Genomic DNA, 18,029 nt, shown 5'->3' with positions numbered 1-18,029 from the left:
ACACACCTTGACCTGGCCAAATCGGTTGCGCCAGTCGTGCGGCGGCCTGCGTGACGTGCGCCGGGGTCAGTGTGCGCGGCGGATGCGTACCGGGAGGGAGGCCCAGGAGCGCAGGGTGTTGTTGAGGTGGCGGCGTGGCGGGGCCGTGAGTTCCAGATGTTCCACGCGGTGGGCCAGCGCGGTCAGCAGGCACTCGGCCTCCAGGCGGGCGACGTGCTGGCCGACGCACTGGTGCAGGCCCATGCCGAAGCCGACGTGGCCGGAGGGGTCGCGGGTGAGGTCGAAGCGATCGGGGTCGGTCCAGCGGTGCGGGTCGCGGTTGGCCGCGCCGAGGAACATGAGGATCTTTCCGCCCTCGGGGACGGTGGCCCCGGCGATCTCGACGTCGGTGGTGGCGGTGCGGAAGAAGGTCTGCACGGGTGACTGCCAGCGCACCGCCTCGTCGAACGCGATCCGCGCCAACTGCGGGCGCTCGCGCAGTCGTTGCCACTCCTCGGGGTGCGTGGCGAAGGCGTAGAGGGCGGCGGCCAGGCCGTGCACCGTGGTGTCGACGCCCGCCGTGAGCAGGGATCGGACCACCAGCGGCGCCTGCGCGGGGGTGAGGTCGCCGCGGTCGGCGGCGGCCCAGATGCGGGCGCCGAAGCCGTCCTCGCTCAGCGCGTCGCGGGCGCACTGGTCGTTCACCCAGGCGGAGAGTCCGGCCATCCGGTCGGCGTCGGCGCGCACGAGGTCGTTGCGCGGGCCGAAGGCGTTGAAGGCCATGTTGCCGTAGGGCAGCAGGTTCTCCCTGCCGTCCGGGCCCAGGCCGACGGCGTCCGGGAAGACCCGCAGCGGGAAGGCCGTGGCCAGCGCCTCGAAGGCGTCGAACTCCGGTCCCTGGGTGGCCAGTACGGTGTCGACGAGTTCCTCGGCGACGCGCTGCCAGGTCTCGCGCAGCCGGCGCAGGGCGAGCGGGGCGAGGATCTCGCGCAGCACGCGGCGCGGGGCGTCGTGGTGGGGCGGGTCGGCCTCCAGGAGGAGGCTCGGCGGCCGCCACGGCTTCTCGTGCCGGAAGTTGGCGAGGCCGACCCCGGCACCGGACTGGAAGGTCTGCCAGTCGACGAGGGCCGTGTGCACCTCTTCGTAGCGGGCCAGGGCGTGTACGTCGTAGCGGGAGAGGTGGACGACGGGTCCTGCGGCGCGCAGGGTCCGGTGCAACGGGTCGGGGGCGGCGAGGTGTTCGGCGGCGAAGGGGTCGACGTCGCTGGTCGGCACCGGCGCGGGGACAGCGGCTGTTGCGGACATGGCGGCTCCACGAATGCGGCTCGGACGGACTCGGGGAAAACGGTGAACTCGGTGTTCAGAGGTCGAGGACCAGGCGGTCCGAGCGCGAGCGGGACACGCAGGGCAACAGGCAGTCCCCGGCGGCGCGTTCGTGCTCGGCGAGGACCGCGTCCCGGTGGTCGGGCGTCCCGGCGAGCACCGGGACCAGGCAGGTGCCGCAGGTGCCCTGCTCGCAGGAGGACAGCACCTCAACTCCGGCGCGGCGTACGGCACGCAGCATCGAGAGGTCCGGTGGGACGGTGACCGTACGGCCGCTGCGGCGCAGTTCCACCTCGAAGGCGGTCTGCCGCACGGGCGCGGACGGCGCGGCGGCGGTGAAGCGTTCGGTGCGCAGGCTGTGCGGCGGCCAGGCGGCGCAGGCGGATTCGACGGCGGCCAGGAGCGGGGCGGGCCCGCAGCAGTACACCTTGGTGCCGGGTTCCGGCCGGCTCAGCCAGGTGTCCAGGTCGAGCAGCCCGTACTCGTCCTGCGGGCGCAGGTGCACGCGTTCGCCGTAGGTGTCCGTGAGGTGCTCGCGGAACGCCATCGAGGCCCGGGTGCGGCCTCCGTACAGCAACTGCCAGTCGATTCCCATCAGTTCGGCCTGGTGGATCATCGGCAGCAGCGGGGTGATGCCGATGCCGCCCGCGATGAAGAGGTAGCGGTCGGCGGGCGCCAGCGGGAAGTGGTTGTGCGGGCCGCCGACGCCGACCGGGTCACCGACCGCGAGAAGGTCGTGGACATACGCCGATCCCCCGCGCCCCTCGGGCTCGCGCAGCACGGCGACGCGGTAGGTGTACGGGTCCCAGCGGTCGCCGCACAAGGAGTACTGACGGGTCGTCCCGTCCGCGAGTACCAGGTCGACATGGGCGCCGGGCGTCCAGTCCGGCAGCCGTGCGCCGTCCGGGCGCTCCAGGGTGAGCGCCACGACGCCGTCCGCGGCGGTGTCCTTGGCGCGCACCCGGGCAATCTCAGGCAGCAGGTGGTGTGCGACCACGTCGTCGCCTCCCGTCTGTGGATTGCAGGCAGGATGCGCGTGGCGGCGGTCACACCGCGACGGCCTTCTCACCCAGTGAGAGACGGATTGCGCGCCGCCGCTATTCCGCTGCCGCAGGCCTGTCACGCAGAGGGCGTGCCGGGGGCAGCGGCCGCCCCGAGTGCGCGCGACACACCACGCGCGGCCGTGCGGACGACGGGCACGATCGCTTGCGCGCTCCGGTCGTTGGGGACGATGACCGACAGCGCCGCCGCCACCGTGCCGTCGGCGCCGCGCACCGGGGCGGCGATCCCGAGGGCGTCGTCGTGGACGTATCCGGGGCAGTAGGCGTAGCCCTGTCGCCGCACCTCGGCCAGGACGGCGCGCAGCACGGCGGGGGTGGCCGGGGTGGCGTCGGTGTAGGCGGCCAGTTCGCCGGTGAGCACCCGGTCCTTGAGGGCGGCCGGTCCGTGGGCGAGCAGTACCAGGCCGCTGGAGGAGGCGTGCAGGGGGAGCCGTCCGGCGACGCGGGTGTAGTTGATGACCGAGCGCGGGGCCGAGAGGCGTTCGAGGAACAGCACCTCTTCGCCGTCCAGGACGGCGAGTTGGACGTGGTGGCCCACCACGTCGTGCACGCCCTCCATGAACGGCATCGCCGCGTCACGCAGGGACAGCGTGGGCGAGGCGCGGACGACGAGCTCCCACAGCCGGACCCCGATCCGTACGCGGCGGTCCTCGTCGCGGCTGAGGAACCCGTGGCCGACGAGTTCGCCCACGAGGCGGGAGGCGGTGGCCACGTGCAGTCCGGTGCGGCGGGCGATCTCGGAGACGGTCAGCGCCGGTTCGTCCTGGCTGAAGGCCTGCAGGATGCGCGCGGCGCGGGAGAGCACCGACTCGCGGTGGGGCGGCTTCATCGCGCGGCTCCTTCCAACTCCGGGCTCATGCGGTGCCGTTGACCTGGGGGCCGTGCGGAGGCCGGGGCAGGTGTGCACCGACCGCGGCGGCGGTCTCGCGCAGCCAGATGTGGGCGGCGTCGTGGGTGTGCACGGGATGCCACCACAAGGCCTCCCGCAGGGGAACCGCCTCGTAGGGAGGTTCCATGACCCGGACCGGGGCGATGGGCGCGAGCAGCCGGGCGAGCCGGGCCTGGACGAGGGCGATGCGCCGGGTGCCGGCCACCAGGAGCGGCAGCAGCTGGAAGCTGTCGACGGAGACCTCGACGTGCGGCTCGACGCCGAGCATGCCGAGTTGGCGCACGGCCGGGGCGTCGTAGGTGCGCTGGTAGGTGACCCAGGGCAGCTCCGCGAGGTCCTGCCTGGTGAGCCGGCCCCCGACATCCGGATGGTCGTCGGACACGAGGAACACCCACCGGTCGTCGTAGAGGTCCGTGGCGGGGAAGTCGCTGATGACGCCGTGCGGCATGAGCAGTCCGTCGACCGTGCTGAGCAGCGTCGCCGTGTCCTCGACCACGGTGGACGGGGTCTGGGTGAAGCGCAGCCGGATGCCGGGGGCCTCCTCGTGGAGGTGGCGGGCGAGGGCGGTGCCGAACACGGAGACCGCGTAGTCGGAGGCGACGAGCGTGAACTCGCGGTTCTCCTGCGCGGGGTCGAAGGTGGCCTGGCTGGCGAAGAGGCGCTCCAGCACGTCGTAGGCGGTGGAGGTGCGGTCGAGCAGCACCTGGCCGAGCGCGGTCAGCTCGTAGTGGCCGCCGACGCGGGCCAATAGGTCGTCGTCGAAGTGGCGGCGCAGCCGGGCGAGCGCGGCGCTCATGGCGGGCTGGCTCAGTCCGACGCGGTGTCCGGCGCGGGTGACGTTGCGCTCTTCCAACAGGGCCCGCAGGGCGACGACGAGGTTGAGGTCCAGGCGGGCCAGATTCACGGGCTTTCCTTGCTGTACGGCGTCGAGTCCGGGGCGGGCGGCGCTGACCAGGGGAAATCCACCCGACAGATACTTCTCATCCACAGAATCTATTTCCCTGATCACTGGTGGCGGGTCCAGATTAGTACCACCGCAATCAGGAGGACATGTCCGTGAATCCCGCTCCCCCGTCCGCGCCGTTCGCCGGCCCCTTCGCCCTCGCCACGCTCTCCTCTCCGGGCGGACCGGAGTTCCCCGCGCTGATCACCCCCGGCGAGCTGGTCGTGGACCTGCGTATCGCCCTGGACGACGTACAGTTGACGACCCGTCGCCTCCTGGAGGACTGGGCCGCGCTGCTGCCGCGGCTGCGCTCCCTGGCCGCCGACAGCACCGTCGCACGCGAGCCGCTCGCACGCTTCCAGGTGCACGCGCCGGTCGAGCCGCGCCAGGTGTTCCAGTCCGGTGCCAACTACCGCCGGCACGTGATCGACCTGCACGTCGCGCACAGGGCGCCCGGCGACGACCGCCCCGAGGACGTGCGGCGCGCGGAGGCGGCCGAGATCATGGACCGGCGTGCCGCGGAGGATCTGCCGTACGTGTTCATCGGACTGCCGAGCGCGATCACCGGCCCGTACGACGACGTGGTGCTGCCCTCCTGGGCCGAGAAGCCGGACTGGGAGCTGGAGTTGACGGCCGTGATCGGCAGGCCCGCGCACGGTGTGTCCGTCGAGGAGGCCCTGGAGTACGTCGCCGGATACACCATCGCCAACGACCTCACCGACCGTGCCACCGTCTTCCGCCGGGACATGCCGCAGATCGGCACCGACTGGCTGCGCAGCAAGAACGCGCCCGGTTTCACCCCGCTCGGCCCGTGGATCGTGCCCGCCGAAGCGGTCGCCGACCCGGACGGCCTCCGGCTCACCCTGAAGCTCAACGGCGAGACCATGCAGGACGAGTCCACCAAGGACATGATCTTCAACGTGGCACGGATGGTGTCCTACGCCTCCCAGAGCGCCCAGCTGCTCCCCGGCGACCTGGTGTTGACGGGCTCCCCCGCCGGGAACGGCATGCACTGGGGCCGACTGCTGCGCGACGGTGACGTCATGGACGGCTCCATCACCGGGCTCGGCGCGCAGCGCACCCGGTGTGTGGCGGGGGTGGCGTCGTGATTCCCGAGCAGCCGCCGCTGGACCGCACCGACCCCGAGGGCGCGATCGCCCGCGCCGCCAAGTCGTACTCCAACTGGGGCCGTTGGGGCGAGGACGACCGGCTCGGCACGCTGAACTTCCTCGACGAGGCCAAGCGCCGCGAGGGCGCCGCACTCGTGCGACGGGGTGTCAGCTTCTCGCTCGCCCAGAGCTTCGACATGAACGGCCCGCAGAAGGGCTGGCGGCGGCGCACCAACCCCGTGCACACCATGCTCGACACCGGCACCGACGCGGCCCTCGCCAACCAGGGCTTCCCGCACGGCATGGGCGGCGCCGACGACGTGATCGCCATGCCGCTGCAGTGCTCCACCCAGTGGGACGGCCTGGGCCACATCTTCGACCACGGCAAGGCGTGGAACGGCCGCCCGGCCGAGAAGGTCGTCACCTCCGAAGGCGACTTTGTCACCGGCATCGAGCACATGGCCCCGTACGTGGCCGGGCGCGGTGTCCTGCTCGACGTCGGCCTGGTCATCGGCGTCGACGGCGAGCTGCCCGACGCGTTCGCCGTGACCGAGGAACACCTCACCGCCACGGCCGAGGCCCACGGGGTGAGCGTCGGACGCGGTGACATCGTCGTCGTGCGCACCGGGCAGCTCGCCCGCGCCCGCCGCGAGGGCTGGAACGACTACGCGGGCGGTCCGGCCCCCGGCCTGTCCTTCACCGCGGCCGGCTGGCTGCACCGCACCGAGATCGCCGCGATCGCCACCGACACCTGGGGCTTCGAGGTGCGGCCCAACGAGTTCGACCACGCCTTCCAGCCGCTGCACCAGGTCGCGATCCCCAACATGGGCCTGCTCATCGGCGAGATGTGGGACCCGGACGCGCTCGCCGCGCACTGCGCGGCGGACGGCGTGTACGAGTTCTGGCTCACCGCCGCGCCCCTGCCCGTCACCGGCGCCGTCGGCTCCCCGGTCAATCCCGTGGCCGTCAAATAACCATCAAGTAGCCGACAAGCAGCCGACGCAGCACAGGAGTTGTTCATGAGTACCCCCAGCATTCCCCGCTCGGTCCTCGTCGTCGGCGGCGGCGCGGCCGGCAACGCCGCGACGATCCTGCTGCGCCGCGCCGGGATCGCGGTCGACCTGATCGAGGCCAAGGACGACTGGAACGCCACCGCGGGCTCCGGCATCACCCTTCAGGGCAACGCGCTGCGCGTGCTGCGCGAACTCGGTGTGTGGGAGCAGGTGGAGCGGTCCGGCTACGGCTTCGACGCGGTCGGCATCACCGCCCCCGACGGCACCGTCCTGCACGTCAGCGAGGACCTGCGCACCGGCGGCGACGAACTGCCCGCCACCGTCGGCATGCAGCGCCCGCGGCTCCAGCGGATCCTGATCGACGCGGTCCGGGCCGGCGGCGCCACCGTCCGGCTCGGTGTCCGGGCCGAGTCCCTCGACCAGGACGACACCGGCGTCTCCGTGCGCTTCAGCGACGGCACCGAGGGCCGCTACGACCTGGTGATCGCCGCCGACGGCCTGGGCTCCGCCACGCGTGCCGCGATCGGCGTCACCGACCGGCCCGAGCCCACCGGCATGGCCATCTGGCGCGTCGCCGCCCCGCGCCCGACCGGCCTGACCCGCACCGACCTCGCCTACGGCGGACCGGCCTACATCGCCGGCTACTGCCCGACCGGCGAGTCCACCCTCTACGCCTACGTCGTCGAGGCCAACCGCGACCGGACCACCATCCCGGCGCACTCCTACGCCGACGAGATGCGCTCGCTCGCGAAGCACTACGGCGGCCACTGGCCGGAGATCACCGCACACATCACCGACCCGGCGCAGGTCAACTACACCTGGTTCGACCGGATGCTGGTCGAGGGGTCCTGGCACCGCGGCCGGGTCGTCCTGGTCGGCGACGCCGCGCACTGCTGCCCGCCTACGCTCGCGCAAGGCGCGGCCCAGTCGATGGAGGACGCCTGGGTGCTCAGCCAGATGCTGTCCGCCACCGACACCTGGGACGACGCGCTGTTCCAGGCGTACTACGAGCGGCGCGTCGCGCGGGTGCGCCCGGTCGTGGAGGCGTCCGTTCAGATCGGCCAGTGGCAGCTCGACGGGGCCCGCGACGCCGATGTGCCCGGCCTCATGGGCCGCACGATGACGATGCTGCGGGAGCTGCCGTGACCGATGTGTCCGCAGCGTCTGCCAGGTCCACCGTGCCTGCCGTGCCGGCGAGCCCCACCGTGGACGTGCACGCCCATGTCCTGCTGCCCGAGATCGAGGCACTGGTGGACGGCCTGCCGGGCCACGCCGAGGCGAAGGCCCTGGACGCCCGCCGCAACGGTCCCGAGGCACTGAAGGTCAGTGGCCGGATGATCGGTGATCGGTTCGCCCGCCTCACCGATGTGTCCGCCCGGCTGGCCGCGATGGACGCCCAGGGCGTGGACGTCCAACTGGTCAGCCCGTCCCCGTCCCACTACCACTACTGGGCCGACGAGGTGACCGCGGAGAAGGCCCACCGACTCGCCAACGAGGCGACGGCCGCGCACTGTTCGGCCGCACCCGACCGGCTCCGCGGCCTGGGCCTCGTACCGCTCCAGCATCCCGAGCAGACGGTGCGCGCGCTCGACCACGCCCTCGATCAAGGGCTGCTCGGGATCGAGATCTCCAGTCACGCACCGGGCCGCGAGCTGTCCGACCCGGCGTACGAACCGCTGTGGTCACGGGCCGAGGAGAGCGGCGCGCTCGTCTTCCTGCACCCCTTCGGCTGCACCCTCGACGAGCGCCTCGACCGGTGGTACCTGTCCAACTCCGTGGGCCAGCCCGCCGAGAACGCCGTCGCGCTCTCGCACCTGATCTTCTCCGGCGTCCTCGACCGCCACCCCGGCCTGCGGATCATCGCGGCGCACGGCGGCGGCTATCTGCCCACCCACATCGGCCGCGCCGACCACGCGTGGCGGGCGCGCACGGACGCCCACGCGTGCGCGCGGGAACCGAGCGCGTACCTGCGCCGCCTGTACTTCGACTCGCTCGTCCACGACCCGTACGCACTAGGGGAGTTGGTGCGGGTCGCAGGCGCGGAACGCGTGCTGCTCGGCTCCGACTTCCCCTTCGACATGGGCGCCGAGGACCCGGTCGGCGCGCTGCGCGCGGCGGGCCTGTCCGACGCCGACCTCCGCGCCGTACGCGGCGGCACCGCGGCCGCCCTCCTCCGTCTCTGGAAGGACTGACCCCATGAGCCACCGTCTGCTCACCCACCTGCGGCACGTCGACCTCGCCGTGCCCGACTACGACAAGCAGCTCGACTTCTACTCCGGTGTCTGGGGCCTGACCAGGGTCGCCGAGGACTCCGGGATCTCCTTCCTGGCCGCCGAGGGCTCCCCCGAGCAGTACGTGGTGCGCCTGCGCGAGGCCGCGGAGAAGCGCCTTGACCTCGTCTCCTACGGGGCCGCCGACCCGGCGGCCGTGGACACGCTCGCCGAGCGACTCATCGCCGGTGGCGTTCAGTTGATCACCCAGCCGGGGAAGGTCGACACCCCCGGGGGCGGCTACGGCTTCCGCTTCTTCGACGTCGACGGGCGCACCATCGAGGTCTCCGCCGACGTCGAGGTCCGTCGGCACCGCAAGATCGAGGAGAAGGAGGCCATCCCGGTCAAGCTCTCCCACGTGGTCCTCAACTCCCCCGATCTGAACCGGACTCGGGAGTGGTACGAGCGCCACCTCGGCTTCGCCCTGTCGGACACCCTGTCGTCGCCGCACATGGGCGAGGTCATGCACTTCATGCGGATCTCCAACCAGCACCACTCGATGGCGATCGCGCAGGGCCCGCACACCGCGCTGCACCACGTCTCCTTCGAGATGCGCGGCCTCGACGAGTACATGCGGGGTTCGGGGCGTGTCATGCGCGCCGGGTACCAGAAGGTCTGGGGCCCTGGGCGGCACCTCGCCGGGGACAACACGTTCACGTACTTCCTCGATCCGCACGGCAACACCGTTGAGTACACGACCGAGTTGGAGCTGCTCGACGAGGACACCTGGCACCCGCACGTCTACGACTTCTCGCAGCCCGAGGTCACCGACCAGTGGGGCACCGCGAACGCGATGAACGAGCTCGTCGCCAAGGAGTCGTTCAACGACCCCGACCGCGGCGTTTTCATCGCCCCGCCGGTCTGATCCCACCCGATCCCCGGAGGCACCAGGAGCCCCGATGCGTTTTGCCACCTACTCCGCCTACTCCACCTACTCCGCGTACGAGCACGAACACCACACCGACGTGGGTGTCGTGGCCGCCGACGGCACCCTGTACCCGGTGCCCGGCGTCACGTCCCTCACCGACCTGATCCGCTGCTCGGGCGGCCTGCGGCCCCTCCTCGACGCCGGTACCGCCGCGCTCGACGGGCCGCCCGGCCCGCACCTCTCCCAGGTGCGGCTGCTGCCACCGCTCCAGCCGTCCTCCATACGGGACTTCGTGGCCTTCGAGGAACACGTGGAGGGTGTCCGGCGGTCCGTCGACGGGGCCAGTGGCGTCCCTGAGCAGTGGTACGCGGCGCCGACCTTCTACTTCTCCAACCCGTACGCCGTCTACGGGCCTGGCGACGACATCCCGATGCCACCCGGCTCCGCCGTCCTCGACTACGAACTCGAAGTCGCCGCCGTCATCGGCCACGAGGGGCGCGACCTCACTCCGGAAGAGGCCCGCGAACACATCATCGGCTACACCGTCTTCAACGACTGGTCGGCCCGCGACCTCCAGTCCGCCGAGATGAAGGTCGGCCTCGGCCCCTGCAAGGGCAAGGACACCGCGACCACGCTCGGCCCGTACCTGGTCACCGCCGACGAACTCGAACCGTACCGGGACGCGGACGGCATGCTGCGCCTGGCCCTGACGGCCGAGGTCAACGGCGAGACCATCGGCAAGGACCTGCTCTCCAACATGAGTTGGACCTTCGAGGAGATGGTCGCCTACGCCTCGCGCGGCACCGTCGTGCGCCCCGGCGACGTCCTCGGCTCCGGCACCTGCGGCAACGGCGGCTGCCTGGCCGAACTGTGGGGCCTGCGCGGCGAACAGACCCCGCCGCCGCTCAAGCCCGGAGACACCGTCACCCTCACGGTCGAGGCCGTCGGCACCCTCACCAACACCGTCGTCGAGGGCGCGACCCCGGCCCCACTCCCGGCCGCCCGCCGCCGCACACGCGCGCGTCCGTGACCCCGAAGCGCCTGGCGGGCAGGGTCGCGGTCGTCAACAACGCGGGCATCACCTGACGCGCCCGCGTCACAAGTCCGGGATCGAGCCCCGCCGGAAAGGCGTTCGTCACGCGTCCTGGTTCACCTGCGTGAGGTGGGTGTCCATGGCCACGCACATCTCCCCCAGCAAGTCCCGGAACCGGTCGAGGAGTTCGGGCGGGTAGCGGCCGATGACGGCGTCCATGGGCGCCGCCAAGGGGCGGAAGAACTCGTCGGCGCGCTCTTGGATGTGCGGGCTGCTGCGCAGGGTGACCACGCGTCGGTCGCTGTGTTCGCGGCTGCGGACGATGTGTCCGGCGTCCTCAAGGCGGTTGAGCAGTGACGTCGTGGCTCCCGACGACAGCAGGATGCGTTTGCTCAGGCGGGCCGGGGAGATCGGGGCGCCCCGCTCCTCGGCCGCGATGATCTCCAACAGGGCGGTCGCGTCGGTGGAGTACAGGCCGAGATGGGCGGCGAAGCTACGGCTGAGTTCCGCGTAGTGCCCGCCGTAGACCCTCAGAGCCTCCACCAACAGCTCGCGCCGCGCCGCCACGCCCTCCAGCGCCGACTCCTCCATCACCAACAGCCACCCTTTCCCTGCATCAGCGTCGCCGGACCCGCACTCGCACTCGCACTCGCACTCGCACTCGCACTCGCAGATCACCTTTGACAATCTACCCACACCTCAATACCTTCATGGTGGAATTACTTCGCCATGGAGGTATCAACATGCGGGACTCGTCAGTCACCAGGCGGTGGCTCGGACTGATCGCCATCGCCCTGGGCGTGGCGCTGATCGTCGTCGACACGACGATCGTCAACGTGATCACGCCATCGGTCGTCGAGGACCTGGGCGTCAACTCCTCGCAGGCGCAGTGGATCCAGGAGTCGTACGCGATCGTATTCGCCGCGCTGCTGCTGCTCACCGGCCGCCTGTCCGACATGCTCGGCGCCCGCCAGGTCTTCACCTGGGGCGTCGTGGTCTTCGGCGCCACCAGCGTGCTCGCCGGTCTCGCGCCGGGCGGCGGGCTGCTGATCCTGGCCCGCTTCCTGCAGGGCGCGGGCGCGGCGATGATCCTGCCGACCTCGCTGGCGCTGCTGAAGGCCAACTTCACCGGCAAGGCCCGCGGTCAGGCGTTCGCCGTCTGGGGCTCGACCATCGGGGCGGCCGCCGCGCTCGGCCCGCTGCTCGGCGGCTGGCTGTCCGAGCACGTCTCGTGGCGCTGGGCGTTCGGCATCAACGTGCCGCTGTCCGTACTGGTCGCGTTCGGTGTCGTGCGCTACCTGGCCCGCTCGCCCCGGACCAAGGGACTCATCGACGCGCCCGGCGCCGTGCTGTCCGTCATCGGTCTCGGCCTGCTCGCCTTCGGTCTCGTCGAGGGCCGCGTCTACGGCTGGGTGGCCACCGTCCACCCTCTCGACCTTCCCGGCTTCACCTGGGGCAGCGGGCCCTCGCCCGTCCTGGTCGCCCTGATCCTCGCCGCCCTCACGCTGGGCCTGTTCGTGCGCCGCCAGTCGACACTGACCCGCGGCGGCGACGCCTCCCTGGCGATGATGGACGTACGACTGTTCTCCATCGCCTCGTTCCGGGGCGGCAACATCGCCACCCTGATCATCGGTGTCGGCGAGTTCGGCATCGTCGCGGTGCTCCCGCTGTGGCTGCAGTTCACCCTCGGCTACAGCGCACTCCAGGCCGGGCTCGCCCTGGTGCCGGTGGCCATCGGCAGCTTCGTCGCCAGCGGTGCCAGTTTCGGGATGGCCGCCAAGGTGTCGCCGCTGATCCAGCTGCGCATCGGCCTCGCGCTCGAAGTCGTCGGCCTGGCAGGCGTCGCCCTCGTGGCCGCCCCCGACACCTCCTGGTGGGCCGTCTCAGCGATGCTCTTCCTCTACGGCATCGGCGTCGGCTTCGCGACCGCCCAGGTCACCAACGTCGTACTCGCCGACATCCCGGACGACAGCGGCGGCCAGGGCTCCGGCATCCAGAGCGCGTTCCGGCAGCTCGGCTCCGCGCTCGGCATCGCCGCGCTCACCACGGTCTTCTTCACGACCCTCAGTTCCAGGCTGCACGACAGCCTGGTCTCCTCCGGCCTGTCGGGCGCCGCCGCCGACAAGTTCAGCGGCGCCGTCACCGACAGCGCGGGCGCCGCGATCGGCCCGCTGTCCGGGAACCCGCACACGGCCCCGGTCGCCGACGCGGCCCGCTCGGCGATGTCCGACGGCATCACCGTGAGCGGGTACATCGCGGCGGGGTTCGTCGTTCTGGGCCTGCTCGCGTCCCTCCTCATCCCCGCGATGCCGCCACAGGCGCAGACCGGGACCGAGGACGCCGATGCCGACGTGGAACCGGCCCTGCCCTGACAGCGGCGGCCGCCCTCAACGTCCATGTGAACCCGGTCCGTTACCGCACCGACAAGCTGCAATCTGTTCAGCTGAACCGCGCCCATGACACGTGAAGTGACGTAAGTCCTGGGTGCACACTGGCTGCATGGCGGACGACGCGCGGCGGGGCGAAGCTGAGCACGCTGATGAAGAGCGTGCGCGACTGCACGCACGAGAGATCGGCGCCGACGAGCGGGACCGGACGGCGGACGGCCGCGACGAGGTGGCGGACCGGCGCGATGAGCTCGCCGATGATCGCCAGCGGCGTGCCGACCTCCGCGATCTGCGGGCGGACCAGCGGGACAAGTCGCTCGATATTCAGGGTGGTTGGCTGGACCAGCGCCACCCGGCGGGCGGCGTCGCCGACCTCGCCATCATTCAACGGGCGCTCACGACGATTGCCCGGAGTCGCGACCTGATCCGGGACAGTCAGGCCCGTCTGGACCGGGCCGAGGGTGCCGTGTCGCGGGCGAAGGCGCGTGCCCAGCGTGAACAGGAGGCCGTGGAGCGCGAGGTGAGCGCCACGGCCCGTCAGGTGGGCGATTCGGATATCCCCGGCGGCCTCGCCGCCGACGTGGAGCGGCTGCGGAAACTCGCGCTCATGTTGGTGACCGAACTGGGCGCGGCCCAGGACGCGTCGGCCGAACAGCACGAGCGGCTGGCCCACGGCAACTCACGCCACAAGGACTTCCATCGCGCCCACGCGGAACAGGCGCGCACCGAAGCCCGCCGAACACGCGAGGCCGCTCGACTCTTGAGCCCGGAGCCTTCAACCTCTGAGGACGAGGGCAGGGGCGGGGGCGCTGCCCCGTCGGACTGAGAGGCCGGCCGGGCACGCCCGCTACGGACACCCGGCCGAGAAACCGGAGGTTCCATGACCCAGCAGGCGACACCGCGGATCCACGGGCACTGCGACGCGCGGTTCGAAGGCGTCCGCGCCGCCTTTGACGACAACTTCCGTGAGCGCGGCGAACTGGGAGCCGCCGTCACCGTCCTCCTCGACGGCGAACCCGTCGTCGACCTGTGGGGCGGCTGGGCCGACGCCGCACGCACCCGCCCGTGGCAGCGGGACACCCTCGTCAACGTGTGGTCGACGACCAAGGGGGCCACGGCACTCTGCGCGCACATCCTGGCCGACCGGGGAGCGCTCGACCTGGACGCGCCGGTCGCCTCCTACTGGCCGGAGTTCGCCGCGGCGGGCAAGCGGAACGTCCTCGTACGCCATCTGCTGTCGCACCGCGCGGGCCTGGCGGGACTGCGCGAACCGCACACGCTGGCCGGGCTCTACGACTGGGAGTTGACCACCGAGCGCCTCGCGGCCACCGAGCCCTGGTGGGAGCCCGGCACCCGCTCCGGCTACCACGCCATGACCTACGGCTTCCTGGTCGGCGAGGTCGTACGGCGCATCACCGGACAGCTCCCCTCCGCGTTCCTTCGCCAAGAGGTCACCGGCCCGCTCGGCATCGACTTCTTCATCCGCCTCCCGCAGGAGGAGACCCGGCGGCCCGCCGAGCTGGTGCACCCGCCGGCCGCGTCCGGCAGCGAACAGGACGCCGCCTTCAGCCAGTTGCGGCCGGTCGCGATCGCCGCCCTCGCCAACCCGCTCACCGGCGCCGCCGACGCGAACACCGCCGAGTGGCGCGCCGCCGAGATCCCCGCCGCCGGTGGCCACGCGTCGGCCCGTGGAGTCGCCGCACTGTACGGGCTGCTCACCGGGCGCGAAGGAGCGGACGGCCGCCGGGTGTTGTCGGCTCGGGCCGCGGAGCGCGTGCGCGAGGGCCAGGGCAGCTGCCGGGACCTGGTGCTGGGCGCCGGTTTCGCGCACGACACCGAGATCGGCCTCGGTCTCTGGCTGAGCGGCGCGAACGGCTCGTACGGCCCCAACCCGCGGGCCTTCGGCCACGACGGCTTCGGCGGCTCCTTCGGCCTCGCCGACCCCGAAGCGGGCATCAGCATCGGCTACGTCATGAACCACATGGGCACACACATCGCGGACGACCCCCGGAAGATGGCCCTGGTCGACGCCGCGTACGAGGCGGGCGTGGCCTCCGCGTGAGAACCGCCCGACACGGCGGGGCGCCTGCGCCGCGGCGGCGTCAGCGTTCGGCGTCGGGTCCGAAGAGGGCGGCGAGCGCGCGGTCGACGACGGCCTCCACGTCCTCGTTGCCCGCCGGCACGAGCGCGTACGTACGCAGCAGGAAGCGGCGGAGGGCCGAGGTGTCGAACTGGAGCACGGCCATGCCCTGCGGCGCGTGCAGTTCGACGACGGTGCGCGCGCGGCCGCACGGCCACACGTGGACGTCCCCGGTCCCGGTCGGCACGCGCAGACCGTCGCCGAGGAGGGTGCGGGCGAAGGCCCACGTCACTTCGACCCCGTCGAGTGTGACCTCGGCGGGGAACGCCAGCTGGAGGGCGAGCGGATCGGCGGACCTGTAACGCAGGGTGACGGTGACGCTGCGCTCGGGGCCCTGACCCTCTGCGGTGATGAGTCGGGCGCGAGCGGACTGTTCGAGCGTGACGGGCAGTGTGGTCGGCATGGCAGGCCCCTTTCAGCACTGCGAGTTCCAGATGCCCGTTCGACGCGGCAGCGGGGCGCGGCATTACGGCGTTTCCGGAAAAGACCGTTGTGACCTGCGCCACCCACCCCTCCATAATCCGACATTTGTGAATTACGGTGTCAACTCCTCTTCAATCTCCTTGCCCGATCCGCAGTCGGGCGGAGCACCGCCGACGTCGGACGGAACGGAAGACCCCTGCCATGACCGACGGCCCCGCCGCCGCGCCGATACCCCCCGCCGCCACGGAAGGCGGCCTCAGCCCTGCCGCGTACGCGCGGATCTACGAGGCGGAACAGACTCGCCTCGTCGCGTACGCCCGCTCGCTGACCGGTAGCCCCTGGCTCGCCGACGATCTCGTCGCCGAGGCGCACTTCCGGGTCTGGCGGCGCCTCGCGGCCGGGCACGACATCGACAACGTGGCGGCGTATCTGACGACGACCGTGCGACACCTGGCCGCCTCGGCCGGGCGCGGTGCGGCGCGCGAGACACCCCTCGACCCGCACTCCGGCGTCGAGTCGGTGCAGGTGTCGAACGGTTCGTACGCCTCCGGGGCCTACGGCGACCAGGACCCGGCCGCCCGCGCCTCCGCCGTGGACCTGCTGTCCCAGGTCCTCGGGCAGCTGCCGAAGCGGTGGGTGAAGGCTCTGTGGCTCGCCGAGGCGGAGGGGCAGCCGCTGGAGGCGGTGGGCCGGGGCATCGGCGCGGGCAGCGGGGCCACGGCCGTGCTGCTGCACCGGGCGCGGGAGGGCATGCGGCAGGCGTTCCTGCGGGCGCATCCGGGAACCCCGGACGACCCGGCGTGCGAGAGTCACTGGGACCGGATGCCCGCGCATGTGCGCGGCAGCGCGTCCGCGCGCCAGTCGGAGAAACTCCTCGCGCACATCGACGACTGCGACGACTGCCGGGCGCGGCTCGCGGTCCTGCTGCGCGCCAACGACCGGCTGCCGGCCCTGGTGGGTCCGGCGCTCCTGATCTTCGTGCTCGGCGGGGCCGGGAAGTTCCTGGTGCCGCTCGCGGCCGGGGCGGGGGCGGGGGCCACCGGTGCCGCGGCGGGCGGGCACGGTGCCGGTTCCGGGCTGCTGCACGGCGTCCGACACGCGCTCACCGGCGGGGCGAAGGCGCAGGGAGCCGTGGCCGGGGTGCTCGGGGTATCGGTGGCGGGGGCCGCCGTCGCGGCCGGGCTCATGCTCGCGGGGAACAACGATTCGGTGCCGCCGCAGCGGTCGGCGGCGGTGCAGCACGAGACGCCGACCGGGCGTGACAGCGCTCCGTCGGCCCCGTCCTCGCACCCCTCAACCACCGCTTCACGTAAGCCCGTTGCACCACAGGACCGGCCGCAGCGCACGACCGAACCCGACGCCGAGGCGGCGCCGGGCGGCTCCGCGGACACGGAGGCGCCGGCCACCCCGACCACTCCCCCGGACCCGCCCGCAGCCGAGCGGTCCGTTCCGGATGAGCCCACGGCGGACGAGCCGCCGTCGGACGACACCCCGACCGAAGAGCCCGCCACCCGGGCGGCACCACCCGCTCAGACACCGACACCGACGCCGACACCCACGCCGACAGCCGAGCCCACCACCCCGACGGAGCCCACACCCACACCCACGCCCACACCCACCGAACCCGCCGAACCCACCACTCCCCCGGAGCCCAGCACGCCCACTCCCACCTGCACCCACTGGCTCGGCCCGATCTACATCTGCCGCGCCGGCTGACGCCACGGGGCGAGGTACGTGGCCGCCGACTCCGCCAGCGTGCGTACGGCCGGGTGCCAGGGACGTTGCTGTGGGCCGGACAGTACGAGGCGACGGGCGGTCTGTGGTTCCAGGGGCAGCAGGGCCAGGTCGGCGGGGATCAGCGAGCGCGAGACCTCGGACAGGACCGTGATGCCGATTCCCGCCTGCACCATGCTGATCAGGGTCGCGAGGTCCCGTACCCGGTGGGTCGGATCGAAGCGCAGGCCGGCCCGGCTGTGGATCGTACGGATCCGTGACTCGCAGCCGTTCGGCGAGATCAGGAACGGGTCGTCCTCCAGGTCACGGATGTCCACACGCTCCTCGCCCGCCAGGGGGTGGTCGCGGGGCAGGAGGGCCCGGTAGCCGTCGTTGGCGAGCTGGATGCCGGGGCCCGGTGGCGGGTCGATCAGGACGGCGGCGTCCGCGGTCCCGTTCTCCAACCAGCCCGCGACTTCGGCGCTGTCACCCTCGAAGACCCGTACCGTGACGCGGGGTTGGTCCTCGCTCCAGTGCCTGAGCAGGCGCGGGACCAGCCCCTGACACACCGTCGGCGTCGCGGCCAGGCGCACGGTGCCGGTCATGGACTCGGCCGCCTCGGCCGCCAGCTGCTCGACGGACCGGGCCGCGGCCAGCGCGGTACGGGCGTGCGGCAGCACCTGCTCACCGAGCGCGGTGGTCCGCGCCGGAGTGGCGCGGATGAGCAGCGGCGCGGTCAACTCGCGTTCTAGAGAGGCGACGGCCTGCGACACGGCGGACTGGGCCTCACATTGCCATGACATGTATGCGTTGGACCGATGCCGCCAGGTCGAGTGAGGCTTCATCATCCGTGCCGCCGGGACCGGCGGAGATCAGCC

At 72.1% G+C, this 18,029-nt stretch carries 17 protein-coding genes; 10 read left to right on the top strand and 7 right to left on the bottom strand.

Annotation, left to right across the window (positions count from 1 at the left end):
• Positions 1–66: 66 nt before the first annotated feature.
• The 4 genes from OKJ99_RS17915 to OKJ99_RS17900 form a co-directional block, all read right to left on the bottom strand.
• Complete coding sequence (locus OKJ99_RS17915; protein WP_326017464.1) at positions 67–1,284, bottom strand: cytochrome P450; 1,218 nt, start codon at positions 1,282–1,284, stop codon at positions 67–69.
• 55 nt (positions 1,285–1,339) lie between these two features.
• Positions 1,340–2,299, bottom strand: coding sequence for a PDR/VanB family oxidoreductase (locus tag OKJ99_RS17910; RefSeq protein WP_326017462.1), 960 nt, complete (start codon positions 2,297–2,299; stop codon positions 1,340–1,342).
• 122 nt (positions 2,300–2,421) lie between these two features.
• On the bottom strand, positions 2,422–3,192 hold the full coding sequence (locus tag OKJ99_RS17905; RefSeq protein WP_326017460.1) for an IclR family transcriptional regulator: 771 nt from the start codon (positions 3,190–3,192) through the stop codon (positions 2,422–2,424).
• A 25-nt stretch (positions 3,193–3,217) separates the two neighbouring features.
• Positions 3,218–4,156 (bottom strand): LysR family transcriptional regulator, encoded by a 939-nt coding sequence (locus OKJ99_RS17900; protein ID WP_326017539.1) that lies wholly within the window; start codon positions 4,154–4,156, stop codon positions 3,218–3,220.
• Positions 4,157–4,302: 146 nt separating this feature from the next.
• Here OKJ99_RS17900 and OKJ99_RS17895 point away from each other — a divergent pair, with 146 nt between their 5' ends.
• Genes OKJ99_RS17895 through OKJ99_RS17870 form a run of 6 tightly spaced genes read left to right on the top strand, consistent with a single transcriptional unit; the run spans position 4,303 to position 10,485 of the window.
• Positions 4,303–5,304 (top strand): fumarylacetoacetate hydrolase family protein, encoded by a 1,002-nt coding sequence (locus OKJ99_RS17895; protein ID WP_326017458.1) that lies wholly within the window; start codon positions 4,303–4,305, stop codon positions 5,302–5,304.
• Positions 5,301–6,278 carry a cyclase family protein gene (locus OKJ99_RS17890; protein WP_326017456.1) on the top strand — a complete coding sequence of 326 codons (978 nt, stop codon included), beginning with the start codon at positions 5,301–5,303 and terminating at the stop codon, positions 6,276–6,278. Before OKJ99_RS17895 ends, OKJ99_RS17890 begins: the two co-directional genes overlap by 4 nt.
• Positions 6,279–6,323: 45 nt before the next feature.
• A complete protein-coding gene (locus OKJ99_RS17885) occupies positions 6,324–7,463 on the top strand; it encodes an FAD-dependent oxidoreductase (RefSeq protein WP_326017454.1) in 1,140 nt (379 codons plus the stop codon).
• A gap of 41 nt (positions 7,464–7,504) precedes the next feature.
• Positions 7,505–8,509: an amidohydrolase family protein gene (locus tag OKJ99_RS17880; protein WP_326017452.1), complete on the top strand. Its 1,005-nt coding sequence runs from the start codon at positions 7,505–7,507 to the stop codon at positions 8,507–8,509.
• A gap of 4 nt (positions 8,510–8,513) precedes the next feature.
• Positions 8,514–9,452, top strand: a complete 939-nt coding sequence (locus OKJ99_RS17875) for a VOC family protein (protein WP_326017450.1) — start codon at positions 8,514–8,516, stop codon at positions 9,450–9,452.
• Positions 9,453–9,486: 34 nt separating this feature from the next.
• Positions 9,487–10,485, top strand: a complete 999-nt coding sequence (locus OKJ99_RS17870; protein ID WP_326017448.1) for a fumarylacetoacetate hydrolase family protein — start codon at positions 9,487–9,489, stop codon at positions 10,483–10,485.
• A 105-nt stretch (positions 10,486–10,590) separates the two neighbouring features.
• Here OKJ99_RS17870 and OKJ99_RS17865 read toward each other — a convergent pair whose 3' ends face one another.
• Positions 10,591–11,079, bottom strand: a complete 489-nt coding sequence (locus OKJ99_RS17865; protein WP_326017446.1) for a MarR family winged helix-turn-helix transcriptional regulator — start codon at positions 11,077–11,079, stop codon at positions 10,591–10,593.
• 152 nt (positions 11,080–11,231) lie between these two features.
• On the opposite strand from OKJ99_RS17865, the gene OKJ99_RS17860 reads away from it, so the two are divergent.
• The 3 genes from OKJ99_RS17860 (at position 11,232) to OKJ99_RS17850 (ending at position 14,937) form a co-directional block, all read left to right on the top strand.
• Complete coding sequence (locus OKJ99_RS17860) at positions 11,232–12,860, top strand: DHA2 family efflux MFS transporter permease subunit (RefSeq protein WP_326017444.1); 1,629 nt, start codon at positions 11,232–11,234, stop codon at positions 12,858–12,860.
• A gap of 127 nt (positions 12,861–12,987) precedes the next feature.
• The gene (locus tag OKJ99_RS17855; protein ID WP_326017442.1) at positions 12,988–13,701 is read left to right on the top strand and encodes a coiled-coil domain-containing protein; all 714 of its coding nucleotides are present in this window, start codon (positions 12,988–12,990) and stop codon (positions 13,699–13,701) included.
• A 54-nt stretch (positions 13,702–13,755) separates the two neighbouring features.
• A complete protein-coding gene (locus tag OKJ99_RS17850) occupies positions 13,756–14,937 on the top strand; it encodes a serine hydrolase domain-containing protein (protein WP_326017441.1) in 1,182 nt (393 codons plus the stop codon).
• A 40-nt stretch (positions 14,938–14,977) separates the two neighbouring features.
• Here the strand turns inward: OKJ99_RS17850 and OKJ99_RS17845 are convergent, their stop codons facing one another.
• Complete coding sequence (locus tag OKJ99_RS17845) at positions 14,978–15,418, bottom strand: SsgA family sporulation/cell division regulator (RefSeq protein WP_407700716.1); 441 nt, start codon at positions 15,416–15,418, stop codon at positions 14,978–14,980.
• A gap of 221 nt (positions 15,419–15,639) precedes the next feature.
• On the opposite strand from OKJ99_RS17845, the gene OKJ99_RS17840 reads away from it, so the two are divergent.
• On the top strand, positions 15,640–17,154 hold the full coding sequence (locus tag OKJ99_RS17840) for a sigma factor (protein WP_326017439.1): 1,515 nt from the start codon (positions 15,640–15,642) through the stop codon (positions 17,152–17,154).
• Here OKJ99_RS17840 and OKJ99_RS17835 read toward each other — a convergent pair.
• Entirely contained in the window at positions 17,133–17,954 is an 822-nt protein-coding gene (locus tag OKJ99_RS17835) for a LysR family transcriptional regulator (protein ID WP_326017437.1), read from the bottom strand. The two genes, OKJ99_RS17840 and OKJ99_RS17835, sit on opposite strands and share 22 nt — an antisense overlap.
• Positions 17,955–18,029: the final 75 nt, after the last annotated feature.

It is taken from the genome of Streptomyces endophyticus, from assembly GCF_035798155.1.
In the GTDB taxonomy this organism is placed as follows: Bacteria; Actinomycetota; Actinomycetes; order Streptomycetales; family Streptomycetaceae; genus Streptomyces; species Streptomyces endophyticus.
This window is presented reverse-complemented; position numbering and strand designations above follow the sequence as displayed.

Bases quoted from the DNA above. Each gene is read 5' to 3' on its own strand.
- OKJ99_RS17915 (WP_326017464.1), bottom strand. From the start codon at position 1,284: ATGTCCGCAACAGCCGCTGTCCCCGCGCCGGTGCCGACCAGCGACGTC.
- OKJ99_RS17905 (WP_326017460.1), bottom strand. From the start codon at position 3,192: ATGAAGCCGCCCCACCGCGAGTCGGTGCTCTCCCGCGCCGCGCGCATC.
- OKJ99_RS17895 (WP_326017458.1), top strand. From the start codon at position 4,303: ATGTCCGTGAATCCCGCTCCCCCGTCCGCGCCGTTCGCCGGCCCCTTC.
- OKJ99_RS17885 (WP_326017454.1), top strand. From the start codon at position 6,324: ATGAGTACCCCCAGCATTCCCCGCTCGGTCCTCGTCGTCGGCGGCGGC.
- OKJ99_RS17875 (WP_326017450.1), top strand. From the start codon at position 8,514: ATGAGCCACCGTCTGCTCACCCACCTGCGGCACGTCGACCTCGCCGTG.
- OKJ99_RS17870 (WP_326017448.1), top strand. From the start codon at position 9,487: ATGCGTTTTGCCACCTACTCCGCCTACTCCACCTACTCCGCGTACGAG.
- OKJ99_RS17865 (WP_326017446.1), bottom strand. From the start codon at position 11,079: ATGGAGGAGTCGGCGCTGGAGGGCGTGGCGGCGCGGCGCGAGCTGTTG.
- OKJ99_RS17860 (WP_326017444.1), top strand. From the start codon at position 11,232: ATGCGGGACTCGTCAGTCACCAGGCGGTGGCTCGGACTGATCGCCATC.
- OKJ99_RS17855 (WP_326017442.1), top strand. From the start codon at position 12,988: ATGGCGGACGACGCGCGGCGGGGCGAAGCTGAGCACGCTGATGAAGAG.
- OKJ99_RS17850 (WP_326017441.1), top strand. From the start codon at position 13,756: ATGACCCAGCAGGCGACACCGCGGATCCACGGGCACTGCGACGCGCGG.
- OKJ99_RS17845 (WP_407700716.1), bottom strand. From the start codon at position 15,418: ATGCCGACCACACTGCCCGTCACGCTCGAACAGTCCGCTCGCGCCCGA.
- OKJ99_RS17840 (WP_326017439.1), top strand. From the start codon at position 15,640: ATGACCGACGGCCCCGCCGCCGCGCCGATACCCCCCGCCGCCACGGAA.
- OKJ99_RS17835 (WP_326017437.1), bottom strand. From the start codon at position 17,954: ATGTCATGGCAATGTGAGGCCCAGTCCGCCGTGTCGCAGGCCGTCGCC.